Consider the following 14437-nt stretch of genomic DNA (forward strand, 5'->3'; position numbering starts at 1 on the left):
TGTTTACTTTCAGCTGGCAGCTTTCGGCAGTCCGGCGGGGGTGAGATCGGCCTGTTCGCGCAGCCGCTCGAGGACGCGGGTCAGCAGTCGCGAGACCTGCATCTGCGAGCAGCCCAGTCGCTCGGCGATCTGGCTCTGCGACAGCGACTCGAAGTAGCGCCAGCACAGCAGTTCCCGGTCCGCGGCGGGCAGCCGGGCGATGAGCGGGCGGGCCACCGAGGAGCGTTCGATGAGCCGGTAGCAACCCTCCTCGCGGCCGAGCCGGTCGCTCAGGGTCGAGCCGCGCTCGTCGTCGTCGAGGGGAAGCTGGTCGATGGAGTCGGTGCGAAAGGCGTTGTTGGCCATCAGCGCGAGCACGGTGGTGTCCACGTCGAGGGCGAGTTCGGCGGCGATCTCGCGCGGGGTGGGCTGTCGCTCGAGCCGCTGCATGAGCCGTTCGATGGCCGCGGCCAAGCGGGTCTGCGCCTCCTTCACCGGGCGCGGCACCCGCACGGCCCACACGTGGTCGCGGAAGTGCCGCCGCACCTCGCCCATGATCGTGGGCACCGCGAAGGACAGGAAGCTCGTGCCGCGCCCGACCTCGAACCGGTCGACGGCGAGCACCAGCCCGATCCGCGCGACCTGCCGCAGATCGTCGACCTGTTCGCCGCGACCCGAATACCGTTGCGCGATATGGTCGGCCAGCGGGAGCGCGGTCTCGATGATGTGCTCGCGCAGGATCGGGCGTTCGGGATCGGCGGGGTCGAGCGCGGCCAGCTTGTCGAACCACGGTTCGAGGTTCTCGTAGGCGTCGGCCGGGTGCGCGGTGGTCGGGGTGGCTGCTGTCACGACGTGTCCTTCCGGGGGCCGAGTTCTGTTGATCGCACGTCCAGTCTTGCGAGTGGGGGGCGGCTCGACATCGGGACGAAGGTCGTCGGGTGGGGGGACTTGGGTCAGGGGCGGAAGTCACCGAACGTGGTTATCTCCGCTCGGACAGAATGTGTGTCAGCCTTCGGGGGGGGGGGCTCAGGTCGCGGCCCTGGCTTGCAAAGCTCGGCGGATGAGTGTTCGGGCGGCATCTCCGGTCACGGACTGACCGGCGAGGACATCGAAGGCCCGGCCGTACAGCGCGATTTCTCTCGGCTGAGTAATCGCCAACTCGGCTGTGTGCCCTTCCACTCTCACCAACTTGTCATCGAACATCACAAAGTTTTCGACGACGACTTTGGCGTGCGCAGACATCGGAACTATTCCGAACGTCAACCGAGGCATCCCGATGATGGAATATAATCTATCCAGTTGCCCGATCATGACGTCCGGCCCGCCAACCGTCGTGTAAAGAGATTTCTCGCTGATGATGTAATGGAACCGGTGTTCGCGCTCATAAAGAACGCGCTGCCTGTCCATGCGTTTGATTACACCACGGTCCAAATCGTCCGGAAGCTCATAGAAGTCGATTACCTCACGGAGTATCGCGCGGGCGTAATCCGAGGTTTGGAGAAGCCCGGGGATGATCTGCGGATCGTAGTTCCGTATGAGCGTGGCGGAAGCTTCGAGCCTTGCATATAGCTGTTGCCCGCGGGCGACACCGGAACTCAGCATCCGACGGTATTCCATATAGGCGTTATCGATATTGTGCAGCGTCGCAAGCAGGTCATTCAGCTGATCATATGCGCTGCAATGCTTGCAGTAAGCCTTGATATCTCCAGGGGATGGGTTGGAATGCCCGTGCTCGATACGGGATGCTTTCGACTCGTGCCAGCCCTCTCGCTTGGCAAGCTCTCGTGCGGTTATCCCCGAGTTTTTGCGGATCTCGCGGAGTCGTGCGCCGAGAGCTTGCCTCGCTTGTTGAACAGAGTTCGTCACTTCCGGATGTACTCCGAATATCGGATGGCAGCGGGCCAGAGGCGTTCTCTGGCTGTGCGGCAGTATCCGACAATTCCGGGGTCGGTCGTCACCGCCGGACCTACCGGCACGCCTTCCGAATCCACGAGGTTGAAGGCAACCGTCTCGTCATCGAAAAGCCAGTAATCATCCTTCGGAACCGCTGACGGATCTACCGTCGACCGATCTATATACCGGATATCTTCCCCGGCTGCCACGGACGGCCCGGTTACCGAGAGCAGCCACCTCTGGTAATCCGTGTGCGGAACCGTGACGACACGTATCCGGCTCATTGCGAGACCCTGTGCAGTGAGCGACCGAATGACGTCGGTCCACTCGTCCAAGTCGTACTCGTCGTCCGGTTCCCCGGCAAGGAACCGGCGAAGCGGTTCGGACTCTTCCGGTACTGCGTAGATGTCTTTCACTTCGAGATGAAACGCTGATTTGCGAGCACCCCGAAGCAGGGCCATCCAAGCGTCATCGCCTGGCCTGAACTCCACCGAACCATGTCCTTTCCTTGCTGGGCACTTCGATTGCCGTTTCGTTCTTGTCGAAGGTCAATTTTTGGAGTGTTTCCGGGTCCGTGACCGGCCTCCCCGTGATTGTGAACGTGCCCCTCCCGGTATCCAGCAACGTTGCCGCAAGGTAGGTATTCGGTTCCAGGAAACCGAGCAACATGTGTGGAATCTCCACTGTCCCGACGGTTCCCGTCTCCCAGCCTTGGACAATGTACGTGCCTCGATCGGTGACGTAGAGAGTGGGGCAGTTGGTTCTACCCGATCCACCCATCCCGAGAAAACGTATCTCCACGAGAATTCTCCTATCGATGAACTCCTACGTACTTGCGCCTACGGCAGTCATGATCCCAGGCTCTTACCGCAGGTGTATCGGGTTTGACTGATTGTCGCAAGTTTCCGCAAGTCTGTAGACCGCCGGGGCTGGCGTTTCGTAGCTTCGAACCAACGTCCGGGACTGGTGAAGGAGAGGCCCGGTCCCGGGCTGCCTTCCACCGACCTACCACAGGGGTTGAGATGAGCGCAGACGAAGACGAAACACACCAGGGCACAAGGCTTTACTCGTTTCCCGGCGGGATGCTCGAAGTGCAGGAATCCCCCGGTGACGAGCCGGGTACCGGAGTGTATTTGGAGTTCTACGTCCCCCGGCAGTCCCATAGTGGCGCAAGGGGTTTCGGCCCTGGCGAAGTGGGGCGGCTCGACGTGGTGGACGATGGTCCGGAGGTCGCGTGATGCCGGTGTGGGTGGCGTTCGTGGTGCCGCTGGTGGTGTTCTTCGCCGTGCTGCTCTGGCCGCGCCGGGGGTGAGGGGCGATGAAGCTTGATGAACGCAGTGAGCCCGGTACATCTGCCGAAGCTCGGACCGAGGGCGCGGCCCGACATCGAGACGAAGGTGGCCAGGGGAAGACTTTCGTGTCACCACACGCGATAGGGCACCGTCACGGTGTAGGCGGTCGTGCGGTCGGCACGGATGGTCACGCGCAGCCGCCACTCGCCTGGAGCGGGAACTCGCACACGCTGGGAGACGAAATGGTCGGGGCCGAGGTCGACCGGTTCGACGCGGCGGAAGGCGACATCGATCGGGATCGTGCCGTCGGCTTTCGTGAGTCGCCCGGTGACCTCGGCGGGGGTGAAGGGTGTGCCCGTGCTGTCGGTGAAGCGGAGGGTGAATTCCTGGGGGCCGACGCCGGTGCCGTCGATATCGACGGTGGCGTGCAGGGGTCCGGCCTCGGCCGTGAGGGAGGCGCGCGGGTTGTAGGCGTCGCGGGCCGGGGTGGTTCCGGCGAGGACGGCGGTCACGATCAGGACCGCGGTTTGGGTGGCGAGTTCGAGCCGTAGGGCGGTCGCGTGGTGGCGGACGAATTCGCGGGCGAGCCAGGCGGCGACGAGGGCCGCCGCGACGAGCGCGAGTTCGAGCAAGAGCAGGCGGCCCCACCCTGTGGTCCACAGGGCGGCGAGAGGGGTCGTGGCACGCCATGTCTGGTATGTGCCGGTGAGGATGAGCGCGGCTACCGCTGTGAGCGCGAATCTGCCGTAGCGGGCGGCGAATTCGAGGCGGCCGGGTCGCCGCAGGGTGAGGACGGCGAGGGTGACCCCGCCGAGCCACACCGCCATCGCCGCGAGGTGGATGGTGGTCGTCGCCACGGCGAGCCAGCGGTCCGCGCCCGCGACGGCATGGCCGCCGAGTGCGGTCGAGACAAGCAGGACCACCGACAACACCGCAGCCGCAACAACTCTGGGCCGCAGCGGTACACGACGGCGAGCCGCGCCCTCGCCCGAAGCCGAAGCCGAAGCCGAAGCCGAAATTGGGGCTGGGGCCGGAGCCGGGGTCGGAGCCAATGCCGATGCTGGGGTCGATGCAGGGGCCCGAGCTGAGGCCGATGCTGGGGTCGGAGCCGAGGTCGGACCCGATGCCGATGTCGATGCCGGGGCCGGGGTCGGAGCCGGGGCCGAAGCTGATGCCGGGGTCGATGCCGAAACCGCGTGCAGGGCAGCGCGGAAGGTCAGGGCCAGCAGCGCGGCAGTGATCGTGCGGGCCAGGGCGGCCAGGGAGGGTGGGGACAGGAGGGAGCGGGTCCAGACGGCGGCGTCGGTCCAGCCGGCGGCCCCGGCCAGGCGGACGGGGGCGAGGGTGACGGTGAGGGCGGAGGCGATCGCCAGGGTGAGCGCGCCCGCGCGGGCCAGTTGGCCGACGAGGGGGTCGCGCGCCAGGGCGAGTGTCCCCGTGCGGGTATGTTGACCGACGAGGGGGTCGCGCGGATTCCGGCGGGACACGAGGCGGGCGACGGCCGGGACGCCGACCGCGAGCGCGAGGCCGAAATAGCCCGTGGCCGTGAGCATTCGGGCCGCGCCGTCGGCGGCGACGGCGAGCGGATCGCGCGGCGGGTCGGCGGCGAGCAGGTCCGGGGGTGTGCCGATGCCGAAGACGGTGGAGCCGGTGACCGTGTGGCCGTCGGCGGACAGCACCACCCAGGTGAACACGTAGGTGCCCGTCGGTGGGTCGGCGGGCAGCCGCACTCCGACGGTGTGGCCGCCGTCGGCGGTGAACAGGCCGCCCGCGTCGACGCGGCGACCGTCGCGATCGGTGACGTGTACGCCCGATTCGGCGGCGGCCACCGTCTCGTCGAAGGTCACCGCGACGTGGTCGGGGGCGCGCTCGACCGTGGCCCCGTAGGCGGGATCGGTCGACACCGCGATCGCGTGTGCCCCGGCCGTGGCGGCCGCGACGGCGGCCCACAGGGTCAGCAGCGCCAGCGTCGCGACCGTGGCGGCGGCGCGGAACGCGGTGCGGCTCAAGGCTTTCGGAGACGCGCCCGGATCGCCGGGGCGCCCGCGATCGCCGCGGCCGCGAGCGCGACGACCAGGGCCGCTCCCGCCAGCCAGGTCGCGGCCGAATCCGAGTGCGGGGCAGCGGCTTCCGTGGTGTCGCCGTGGGCGTGCTCGTGGCCGCCGGACAGCCGCAGGACGGGCGCGGGTTTGTCGGGTTCGGTGCCGTCGGCGCTGCGCTCGATCCAGCCGACCGAGGTGCCGTCGCTGTAGGTCTGGATCGTGGGCAGGACGAGCTCGGCGGCATCGGGCAAGGGGCCCAACAGGATTCGGAACTCGGCGAACTGTCCGGGTCCGATGGCGGCGCCGTCGCGCGCGGTGAACAGTACCGTCGAGACGGCGTCGCCGATCCGGTGGCCGTGGCCGTCGTCGATCGGGGCGGGCAGGGGTGTCCGCCGCACGGTCGCGTCCCAGCCGGGGATCGGTTCGGTGCGGGCCTCGGTGATGGGGTGGTCGGTGGGGATCGTCACCTCGAGTCTCACGGTGCCCGCCTTGTCGGATTCGGTCGGGACGCGCAGGCTCACCACGGTGTGTCCGCCCGCTGTCGCGTCCGGGGCGGAGGCGGTGACGTGGGCGGTGGCCGGGGCGCACAGCAGTGCGGTCACGCCGATTCCGAGGGTGACGGCGAGAGGTGTTCTCATACAGTGCCTTTCAGGGCGGCCGCGTCGAGCAGGGCCGAGATCGATCCGTCGTGCGCGACCACGATCGGGCCGCGATGATCGCCGATCCGCGCGGCCGCCGCGGCGATCGTCTCGGTCGCGCCGATCACCGGCAGCGGCGGGTCGAGGTGGGCGGACACCGGGTCGTCGCCGGGCGCGGCGGCGAGGCAGGCGGGGGTGACCGAGCCGAGGATCTCGGCCACCACGGGGGAGCCGGATCCGTTGCGCTGCACCGTGACCGGCAGGGCGGTGGCCTCGCCGAGGAGTTCGCGGGCGCGGGCGGCGGAGGTCGCCGAGCCGATCACGCGGACCTCGGCGGTGGTGACCAGATCCGCCACGACCGGTTCGGCCGGGGTGAGGGCGGGGGCGAAGCCGAGCCGGGTCAGCCAGTCGTCGTCGAAGTATTTCGACAGGTAGTTGCGGCCCGAGTCCGGGGCGATCGCCACCACCACGTCGTTTTCGGACAGATCCCGGGCCACCCGCAGGGCCGCGGCGACCGCGGTGCCGGTGGAGCCGCCCGCCAGCAGGCCCTCCTCGCGCGCGAGTCGCCGTACGACGGTGAGGGATTCGTGGTCGGGGATGCGTTCGAGCCGGTCCACGACCGCGGGCCGATACGACAGCGGCCATTCGTCGGCGGCGGTGTCCGGGTGCAGGTAGTGGCCGATGGATTCGATGTACCAGGCGCGGCCGTCGCCGCCGCCGTACACCGACGCCTCCGGGTCCGCGCCGATCACGCGGACCGCGCCGCCGGAGACCTCCTTGAGGTATTCGCCGGTGCCCGTGACGGTTCCGCCGGTGCCGACCCCGGCCACGAAATGCGTGACGCGGCCGTGGGTTTGGCGCCAGATCTCCGGTCCGGTGGTGCGCCGGTGCGCGGCGGGGTTGGCCGGGTTGTCGTACTGGCCCGCGTACCAGGCGCCGGGGATCTCGGCGGCCAGCCGTTGGGCGACATTGCGGACGAACTCGGGGTGTTCGCGCGGACGGCCGCCCGGGGTGACATGCACCTCCACGCCGTAGGCGCGCAGCAGCGCGAGCTTCTCGGCGCTCGACTTGTCGGGCACGACGACCACGCTCCGGTAGCCGCGCGCGGCCGCGATGGCCGCCAGGGCGATGCCGGTATTGCCGGAGGTGGCCTCCACGACCGTGCCGCCGGGCCGCAGCTCGCCCGCCGCCTCGGCCGCCTCGATCATGGCGAGCGCGGCCCGATCCTTCACGCTGCCAAGGGGATTGAGGTATTCCAGCTTCAGGTAGACGGTGGCGGCGATGCCCTCGGTGATCCGATTGAGCCGGACCAGGGGGGTGTTCCCGATGGCCGCGGCCACCGAGTCGAAGACGTTGTCGCTCATGCCGCCGCCCGTCCCGGCTCGCCCAGCAGCGCGAGCACCTCGCGGCGCAGTTCCGGGTATTCGGGGGAGTCGTGCGATCGCGGGCGGGGCAGGGTGACGCGCAGATCCCGCAGCACCTTTCCCGGGCGGGGGCTGAGCACGATCACCCGGTCGGCCAGCCGCAGCGCCTCGTCCACGTCGTGGGTGACCAGCACGGCGGTGAAACCGTCCTCACCCCAGAGTCTTTCGATCTCGGCCTGGAGGGTCGCTCGGGTCAGCGCGTCGAGTTTGCCGAGCGGCTCGTCCAGCAGGAACAGCCGGGGCCGGTTCACCAGCGCCCGCGCCAGCGCCACCCGCTGGGCCATACCGCCGGACAGCTGCGCCGGATACGAGTTCTGGAACCCGTCCAGCCCCACCAGCCGCAACGCCTCCGCGATCCCGTCCCGGTCCGCGGCGAGCGTGCCGCGCGCCTGCGGGCCCAGCGCCACGTTCTGCTCGACGGTACGCCACGGGAACAGGGTCGGATCCTGAAACATCAAGGCGCGGTGCGGATCCGGCCCCGCCACCGGAGTTCCGTCCACCCGCACCGACCCCCGCGTCGGCCGATCCAGCCCCGCGAGGAACCGCAACAGCGTGGACTTCCCACACCCCGACGGCCCCAGCAACGCCACGAACTCCCCCGCCTCGATCCGCACCGACACGTCGGTCAGCACCCGCAACCGCCCCAACTCCTGCGCCCGAGTCGGCACCGGCGCGGGCCTGCCCAACAACACCTCGACCACACTCCGCCGCCGCGGCCCGGCCACCGCGAACTGATGCGACACCCCCTCGATATCCACCGCACTGCCTCGTATGTTCACCATGGCACCAGCCCCTTGTTCCGAATCGGCCCTCGTGTGTGGAGTGGCCGACGCATCGAGTTTCGAATCGGCCCGCGTGTGGGGAGTGGCCGAGGCATTGAGTCCGAATCGGCCCGCGTGGGGCGTGGCCGGCGTACCGAGCACTCCTCGGGGGCGGGGCGCGGTTGCGGGATTACCATCGCACCAGATCTTTCTCCCAGGCCAGGACGCGGTTGCGGATGCGGAACAGGATCAGCATCAGGGTGCGGCAGACTACGGCCATGATCACGATCGCGGCGTACATGCGGGGGTAGGCGGCCCAGCCCTTGGTCCATTGGATGTACCAGCCGAGGCCGTTCTTGACGCCGAGCAGTTCGGCCACGACCAGGGCGACCAGGGAGGCGCCCAGGCCCATGAACAGGCCGGTGAAGATGCTCGGCAGGGCGCCGGGGACCGCGACCCGCCAGATCAGGAAACGCGGTGTGGCGCCGAGGGTTTGGGCGACGTCGAAGTAGCCGCGACCGACCCCGGCGATGCCCGCGCGGGTCAGCACCGCCACCGGGAACAGGACCCCGAAGGCGACGATGAACACGCTGCCGCTGTAGGTGGTGGGGAACAGCACCAGCACCACCGGCAGCAGCGTCGGCGCGGGCACCGGACCCAGCGAATGCAGCACCGGCAGCCCCCAGTACGCCGCCACCCGGGACCAGCCGACCGCGATCCCAATGGCCAGCCCGCCGACCGCGCCGATGACGAAACCGGTGAGCAGCAGCACCAGCGAATGCCAGGTGCTGGACGCGAGGATGCCCGCGTCCTGGGTGAAGACCAACAGCATGTGTTGCGGCGAGGCGAAATACGGCGGTTTCAGCCAGCCGGATTTCGCGGTGCTCAACTCCCAGAACAGGATCCAGGCGGCGAGCGCGATGAACCACGGAACGCGGTGGCGCAGTGCGAATGTCGCGGCGCGGCTGCGGTAGGCGTAGACGCCCCAGGCCGCGAGCAGCACGGTCCAGGCCGCGAACAGGGCGCCGACGACGGTCGGGTCGGCGGCGTCGAGGCGGTCCGGCAGTGCGAGGGTGAGCGCGGCCGTCGTCGCCCACAGCGCCCAGGCCGCGGCGAAACCGGGCGTCGGGGGATAGTGCCGGACGGAGTTCGGGGCGGCCGGGGCGCGGGGCGGCGCCGCGGTGGTGGTCACCACGTCAGGCCCAGATCGGCGTACACCTTGGTGGCGAGCGCGTCCGGATCGGTCTTGCGGTCCAGGTAGCCGGTCTTGGCGAATTTCGCGATGCCGGGGGCCAGCTCACCCTTCAGCCGGGCCGCCGAGGGCGCGAAACCGTAGGTGCGCAAGGTGGATTCGATGATCGACCGATCCGCGGCCACATACTTGTTGTCCGCCTCGAGCGCCGCCGCCGGGCCGATATTGGCCCCCACCCACCGGCTGCCCTCCGCCCACGCGGTGACCAGTTTGCGCGCGGTCTCGGGATCCTCCCGCAACAGCCGCCCGCTGATCGCGGTGGTGCAGCAGAACTCCTCGCGGTTGGCGCCGCGCTGATTGTTGGTCAGCTCGCGGGCATTGCCCTTCAGGATCGGCAGCAGGCCGTTCGGATCGCTGCCCGCGATGGCGACGATCTCGCCCTTGGCCAGTGCCTCGCCCAGCTGGTCGCCGGGGAAGACGCGCCAATCGACGTCCTGCGCGGGATTGATCCCCGCGTCGAGCAGATCCAGGGAGAAGAACGACATGGCCGAATCCCCGATCGCGGCGACACCGATCGCCTTGCCGCGCAACTGCGCCACCGAGGTGATCGGACTGTCGTTGGGCACCGCGATCCGCAGGCACCCCTCGTGCAGTCCCGCCGCGAGTTTGGCATCGATGCCCTGCTCGATCGGCTTGAGCCAGGAGAAGAAGATCCCCGGCGCGGCGTCGAGCTTTCCCGCGCCCACCGCGTCCTTGATCTCGTCCCCACCGGTCTTGACGATCTCCACATTCAGGCCGTACTTCGCGAAGATCCCCTGATGATGCGCGGCGTACAGGGGCGCCTCGCAGATTCCGCCGCCGAATCCGATCTTCAAGGCGCGGTTGACCGTTCCGGTGCCCGGGGTGCGCCGGGTGGTGAGCCAGGCGGCCAGGCCGCCGCCGACGACGACCGCCGCCGCGACCCCCGCGCCCGCGAGGAGGGTGCGGCGGGAGACGGCGGCGGGTTCGGGCTCGGCCGGGGCGGCGAGGTCGGCCTCCTCGTCGGGGTCGGCTTGGCCCGCGGCGGTTTCCGCGCTCTCGGGGGCCGGGGGAACCGCCGGGGCGTCGGTGTCGTCGTCGTGCGGGGGCTGGGGGGTGGTGGACATCCGGAACCTCGAATCACTGTGCTGGACCGCGCATTCGGGGCGCGCCGCGGTCAGATTCGCAGAACCGTATGCCGCGCAACAGGTTTCTCGTCAGCGCGATCCGATTCGAGCTCCCGGGTCAGGCCGCGTATTTCCCGGCGAGGGCGGCGAGATCGTCGAGGACGCGCAGCGCTTCGGACTCGGGGAGAGTGGGGAGTTTCAGGGTGACCCGTTCGACCCCGGCGGCGGCGTACGCGTCGAGGACGGCCGGGTCGGGCGGGGCGGGGGTGACCGTGACGGGCAGGTCGGTGCCGCGCAGCGGGGCGAGTTGGGCGGGGACCGCGGCCGGATCGCCGATGCCGTTGGGGATCCAGCCGACGCCGTGGCGGATCGCGCGGGCCGCCGCGGCCTCGCCGCCGCCGATGAAAATGGGCGGGTGCGGTTTGCGTACGGGTTTGGGCCAGGCGTGCATCGGGTCGAAATCGATGAAGCGGCCGTGGTATTCGGCCGGGTCGTCGGTCCAGATCGCGCGGATCGCGGCGAGTTGCTCGTCCAGCAGCGCGCCCCGGGTGCGGGGATCGGTGCCGTGGTCGGCCATCTCCTCGCGGTTCCAGCCCACGCCGACGCCGAAGACCGCGCGGCCGCCGGAGAGGTGGTCCAGGCTCGCGACCTCCTTGGCGGTGTGGATGACGTCGCGCTGGATGAGCAGGGTGACGCCGGTGCCCAGGACGAGCCGCTCGGTCACGGTCGCGACGGCGGCGAGGACCACGAACGGGTCGAGGGTGCGGTAGTACTCGCGGGGCAGTTCACCCCCGGCGGGGTAGGGCGATTGACGACTCGCCGGGATGTGCGAGTGCTCGGCGAGGAACAGCGATTCGAAGCCGCGTTCCTCGAGCGCGCGACCCAGCCGCCGCGGCGCGATGCTCTCGTCGGTGACGAAGGTGTTGATGCCGATCTTCATACCAAGGCCGAACCCGATTGCGCGGCATCGTATTCCGGGGCTCGCACGAGGGTGAGCATGGACCGCTTGCGCAGCGTGAACCCCAGCCGCTCGTAGAGCCGGATGGCGGTGGTGTTGCGCGCGGTGGCGTGCAGGAACGGCGTCTCGCCCCGCGCCCGGATCCCCGCCCCCACGGCTCGCACCAGCCGCGAGGCGAACCCGCGCCCGCGGAACTCGGCGTCGGTGCACACGGCGCTGATCTCGGTCCACCCCGGTGGATGCATCCGCTCACCCGCCATGGCCACCAACCGCCCGTTGACCCGGATGCCCAGATACCGCCCCATCTCGATGGTGCGCGGCGCGAACGGACCGGGTTCGGTGCGCGCGATCAACGCCAGGATCTCCGGCACATCCGCGGCCCCGAGCACCACCAGCCCCGGATCGTCCGCGACCCGCAGCCCGCTCCCGTCCATCTGCACCGAATCGAACTGCTCGACCACCTCCCACCCCGGCGGCACCTCGTGCCCGAACCCCCGCAATCCCGTCATACCCCCCGGCCCGAGCAACGTCGCCAGATCCTCCCAGTCCCGCTCGTCCAACACCGATGGATGCCCCACGAACCGCGCGACCTCCGGGTCGTACCGCCCGCACCGCCCCACCCACGTCGCGAACCGCCGATGCTCCCCCCACAACGACCCCCGCACCGGATCATCCAACGGATGCCCCGAAACCTCCACGCCCCCAACCCTTCCCGAGCCCACATTCCCTCCGATCCCTGACCCGCAGCACCGTAACCCCACCCCGCACCCCCCACCACCCTTTAACTCCCCCCGAACCAAACCCCTCCCCAGGCACACGCAACACAGCCGCACCCTTTATTCGGATCCGCACCCCTTGCAGAGCCCTATAACGGGTGCGGATCCGAACAAGGGGTGCGGCTGGGGGTGGTCAGCTGGGGAAGGGGGTGTGGGTGAGGGATTCGGAGAGGCGCCAGAGGCGGGGGGCGTCGGGGTCGGTGCGGAGGCGGGAGTAGAGGGGCTGTTCGGCGGGGGCGCCGCCGAGGTGGCCGGGGCCGCTGGGGCCGTAGAGGCGGGCGCCTCGGGCGTCGGGGGAGGTGGCGGCGAGCAGGGCGGGGAGGAGGGCGGTTTCGGTGGTGCCGACGAGGATGCCGTGGCGGGAGAGGGTCGTGATGACGCGGCGGGCCGTGGTGTCGCGGGCGCGGCCCAGTTCGGGGCGGGCGGCGAGGAGGTTGGTGGGGGCCACGCCGGGATGGGAGAGGTTGCTGGTGATTCCCCAGCCCTCGGCGCGGCTGCGGCGGTCCAGTTCGAGGCCGAACAGACCCAGGGCGATCTTGGACTGGCTGTAGGCGCGGCGGCCATCGTAGGAGCGTTCCCAGTTCGGGTCGTCCCAGTTGATCGCGTGCTGGTTCGCGGCAATGCTGATCTGCGAGGTCACCCGGGCGCGCCCGGCGCGCAGCAGCGGCAGCAGGTGGGCGACGAGCGCGAAATGGCCCAGATGGTTGGTGCCGAATTGCAGTTCGAATCCGTCGGCGGTGGTCTGCCGCTCCGGCGGCGTCATCACGCCCGCGTTGTTGACGAGGATGTGGATGGGTCGTTCCTCCGCCCGCAGCGTCTCTCCCAGGGCGGCGACCGAATCCAGTGACGACAGATCCAGATCCCGCAGCGACACAACGGCTTTCGGGAACTCCTCCCGAATCTTGGCGACCGCCGCCGCGCCCTTGCGCGGATTGCGCACGGGCAGAACAATCTCCGCCCCGGCCGCCGCGAGCCGCCTCGCCAACCCCAGCCCCACCCCGTCACTGCCCCCGGTGACCACGGCGAGCTTGCCGGAGAGGTCGGGAACGGTGATGTCCGGTCGAGTACGTGCCATGCTTTGCTCCTGATTTGCCCGAAATGGATGTGAATCCCAGATTGCCCCCGCCCGCTGGCTGTAGCCACGGCCTCTCGATCCCAGGCACACAGAACCGTGAAAGGGGATCTCCGGGGAACTCGATGCCACCCGGCTGGAACGCGGCCGACGCGGGCCGTGGTCCGGCGTAGCGGAGGATGCCTTGGCGGTTGGAACGCGGCCGACGCGGCGAGGTCGGGCGTAGCGGAGGATGCCGTGCCGGTTGAAGCGCGGCCGCCGGGGCGAGGTCCGGCGCGGCGGAGGACGCGGCCGCGCCCAAACCCGCAAGGGGGGATCCACAATCCGAGGCAACCTCTTGGCACCCCGGGCAGACTGAAGACGATTCCCTATCCGAGGAGGACGCACCCGTGATCGACCGAGCGGGACTCGCCGAATTCCTGCGTCGCCGCCGCGAGTCCCTGCAACCCGAGGACGTGGGACTCCCGCGTGGGCAACGTCGCCGGACCGCCGGGCTGCGGCGGGAGGAGGTCGCCGCGTTGTGCCATATCTCCGCGGACTACTACAGCCGCCTCGAGCGCGAACGGGGACCGCATCCGTCCGAGCAGATGATCGCCTCGATCGCGCAGGGCCTGCACCTGTCGCTCGACGAACGCGACCACCTGTTCCGCCTCGCCGGTCACAACCCGCCCGCGCGCGGAGCGGCCAGCGAACATATCGGGCCCGGCCTGCTGCGGATCTTCGACCGGCTCGCCGACACGCCGGCCGAGATCGTGACCGAACTCGGGGAGACCCTGCGCCAAACCCCCCTCGCCGTCGCCCTCACCGGCGACACCACCCGCTTCACCGGTCCGGCCCGCAGCATCGGCTACCGCTGGTTCACCGACCCGGACATCCGCGCCCTCTACCACCCCGACGACCACGCGCTGCACTCCCGCGTCTTCGTCTCCGGCCTGCGCGCGCGGGTCACCCTGCGCGGCCCCGACTCGAGGGCCGCCCACCTCATGAACCTCCTGCTCGCCGAGAGCGACGAATTCCGCGCGCTGTGGTCCGATCACGAAATCGGCGTCCACTACAACGGCGTCAAGCGCTACGTTCACCCGCACGTCGGCGCCCTCGAACTGACGTGCCAGACCCTCGTCGACCCCGATCAGTCCCATCTGCTGCTCGTCTACACCGCCGTCCCCGGCACCGAGAGCCATGAAAAGCTCCACCTCCTCTCCGTCCTCGGCCCCCAGCCGCACCCCTTGTTCGGATCCGCACCCGTTGTAAGGCCCTGAAGGGGG

The 14437-nt window shown here is 69.7% G+C and carries 15 protein-coding genes; 2 read left to right on the plus strand and 13 right to left on the minus strand.

The window, feature by feature from the left end:
• Positions 1–9: 9 nt before the first annotated feature.
• From ACWDSJ_RS11075 to ACWDSJ_RS11090, 4 genes are all read right to left on the minus strand, one after another.
• The gene (locus ACWDSJ_RS11075) at positions 10–828 is read right to left on the minus strand and encodes a SigB/SigF/SigG family RNA polymerase sigma factor (protein ID WP_450031132.1); all 819 of its coding nucleotides are present in this window, start codon (positions 826–828) and stop codon (positions 10–12) included.
• Positions 829–1005: 177 nt separating this feature from the next.
• Positions 1006–1845, minus strand: coding sequence for a helix-turn-helix domain-containing protein (locus tag ACWDSJ_RS11080; protein WP_450031134.1), 840 nt, complete (start codon positions 1843–1845; stop codon positions 1006–1008).
• Positions 1842–2333, minus strand: a complete 492-nt coding sequence (locus ACWDSJ_RS11085; RefSeq protein ID WP_387361269.1) for a DUF6879 family protein — start codon at positions 2331–2333, stop codon at positions 1842–1844. The genes ACWDSJ_RS11080 and ACWDSJ_RS11085 overlap by 4 nt, the downstream gene beginning before the upstream one ends.
• 7 nt (positions 2334–2340) lie before the next feature.
• Positions 2341–2673, minus strand: a complete 333-nt coding sequence (locus ACWDSJ_RS11090; protein WP_387360208.1) for a hypothetical protein — start codon at positions 2671–2673, stop codon at positions 2341–2343.
• A gap of 221 nt (positions 2674–2894) precedes the next feature.
• Between ACWDSJ_RS11090 and ACWDSJ_RS11095 the strand changes: the two genes are divergently transcribed.
• Entirely contained in the window at positions 2895–3110 is a 216-nt protein-coding gene (locus ACWDSJ_RS11095) for a hypothetical protein (protein ID WP_450031136.1), read from the plus strand.
• 182 nt (positions 3111–3292) lie between these two features.
• On the opposite strand, the gene ACWDSJ_RS11100 is transcribed toward ACWDSJ_RS11095, so the two are convergent.
• From ACWDSJ_RS11100 to ACWDSJ_RS11140, 9 genes are all read right to left on the minus strand, one after another.
• Positions 3293–5173 carry a copper resistance CopC/CopD family protein gene (locus tag ACWDSJ_RS11100; protein ID WP_450031138.1) on the minus strand — a complete coding sequence of 627 codons (1881 nt, stop codon included), beginning with the start codon at positions 5171–5173 and terminating at the stop codon, positions 3293–3295.
• Positions 5170–5844, minus strand: coding sequence for a YcnI family protein (locus ACWDSJ_RS11105; RefSeq protein WP_450031139.1), 675 nt, complete (start codon positions 5842–5844; stop codon positions 5170–5172). Before ACWDSJ_RS11105 ends, ACWDSJ_RS11100 begins: the two co-directional genes overlap by 4 nt.
• Positions 5841–7208 (minus strand): PLP-dependent cysteine synthase family protein, encoded by a 1368-nt coding sequence (locus ACWDSJ_RS11110; protein ID WP_450031141.1) that lies wholly within the window; start codon positions 7206–7208, stop codon positions 5841–5843. The genes ACWDSJ_RS11105 and ACWDSJ_RS11110 overlap by 4 nt, the downstream gene beginning before the upstream one ends.
• On the minus strand, positions 7205–8050 hold the full coding sequence (locus tag ACWDSJ_RS11115; RefSeq protein ID WP_450031143.1) for an ABC transporter ATP-binding protein: 846 nt from the start codon (positions 8048–8050) through the stop codon (positions 7205–7207). Before ACWDSJ_RS11115 ends, ACWDSJ_RS11110 begins: the two co-directional genes overlap by 4 nt.
• A gap of 169 nt (positions 8051–8219) precedes the next feature.
• Positions 8220–9221, minus strand: a complete 1002-nt coding sequence (locus ACWDSJ_RS11120; protein WP_450031145.1) for an ABC transporter permease — start codon at positions 9219–9221, stop codon at positions 8220–8222.
• Positions 9218–10366 (minus strand): ABC transporter substrate-binding protein, encoded by a 1149-nt coding sequence (locus ACWDSJ_RS11125; RefSeq protein WP_450031146.1) that lies wholly within the window; start codon positions 10364–10366, stop codon positions 9218–9220. Before ACWDSJ_RS11125 ends, ACWDSJ_RS11120 begins: the two co-directional genes overlap by 4 nt.
• Positions 10367–10484: 118 nt before the next feature.
• Positions 10485–11306: an LLM class F420-dependent oxidoreductase gene (locus tag ACWDSJ_RS11130; RefSeq protein ID WP_450031148.1), complete on the minus strand. Its 822-nt coding sequence runs from the start codon at positions 11304–11306 to the stop codon at positions 10485–10487.
• Entirely contained in the window at positions 11303–12022 is a 720-nt protein-coding gene (locus ACWDSJ_RS11135) for a GNAT family N-acetyltransferase (protein WP_450031150.1), read from the minus strand. The genes ACWDSJ_RS11130 and ACWDSJ_RS11135 overlap by 4 nt, the downstream gene beginning before the upstream one ends.
• Positions 12023–12233: 211 nt before the next feature.
• Entirely contained in the window at positions 12234–13175 is a 942-nt protein-coding gene (locus tag ACWDSJ_RS11140) for an SDR family oxidoreductase (protein WP_450031152.1), read from the minus strand.
• A 386-nt stretch (positions 13176–13561) separates the two neighbouring features.
• Here ACWDSJ_RS11140 and ACWDSJ_RS11145 point away from each other — a divergent pair, with 386 nt between their 5' ends.
• The gene (locus tag ACWDSJ_RS11145) at positions 13562–14431 is read left to right on the plus strand and encodes a helix-turn-helix transcriptional regulator (RefSeq protein WP_387360230.1); all 870 of its coding nucleotides are present in this window, start codon (positions 13562–13564) and stop codon (positions 14429–14431) included.
• Positions 14432–14437: the final 6 nt, after the last annotated feature.

The organism is Nocardia sp. NPDC003482, assembly GCF_053588115.1.

Excerpts from the sequence above, each read along its gene's own strand:
- ACWDSJ_RS11105 (WP_450031139.1), bottom strand. The coding sequence starts at position 5,844 with ATGAGAACACCTCTCGCCGTCACCCTCGGAATCGGCGTGACCGCACTG.
- ACWDSJ_RS11110 (WP_450031141.1), bottom strand. The coding sequence starts at position 7,208 with ATGAGCGACAACGTCTTCGACTCGGTGGCCGCGGCCATCGGGAACACC.
- ACWDSJ_RS11125 (WP_450031146.1), bottom strand. The coding sequence starts at position 10,366 with ATGTCCACCACCCCCCAGCCCCCGCACGACGACGACACCGACGCCCCG.
- ACWDSJ_RS11085 (WP_387361269.1), bottom strand. The coding sequence starts at position 2,333 with ATGGCCCTGCTTCGGGGTGCTCGCAAATCAGCGTTTCATCTCGAAGTG.
- ACWDSJ_RS11130 (WP_450031148.1), bottom strand. The coding sequence starts at position 11,306 with ATGAAGATCGGCATCAACACCTTCGTCACCGACGAGAGCATCGCGCCG.
- ACWDSJ_RS11115 (WP_450031143.1), bottom strand. The coding sequence starts at position 8,050 with ATGGTGAACATACGAGGCAGTGCGGTGGATATCGAGGGGGTGTCGCAT.
- ACWDSJ_RS11140 (WP_450031152.1), bottom strand. The coding sequence starts at position 13,175 with ATGGCACGTACTCGACCGGACATCACCGTTCCCGACCTCTCCGGCAAG.
- ACWDSJ_RS11095 (WP_450031136.1), top strand. The coding sequence starts at position 2,895 with ATGAGCGCAGACGAAGACGAAACACACCAGGGCACAAGGCTTTACTCG.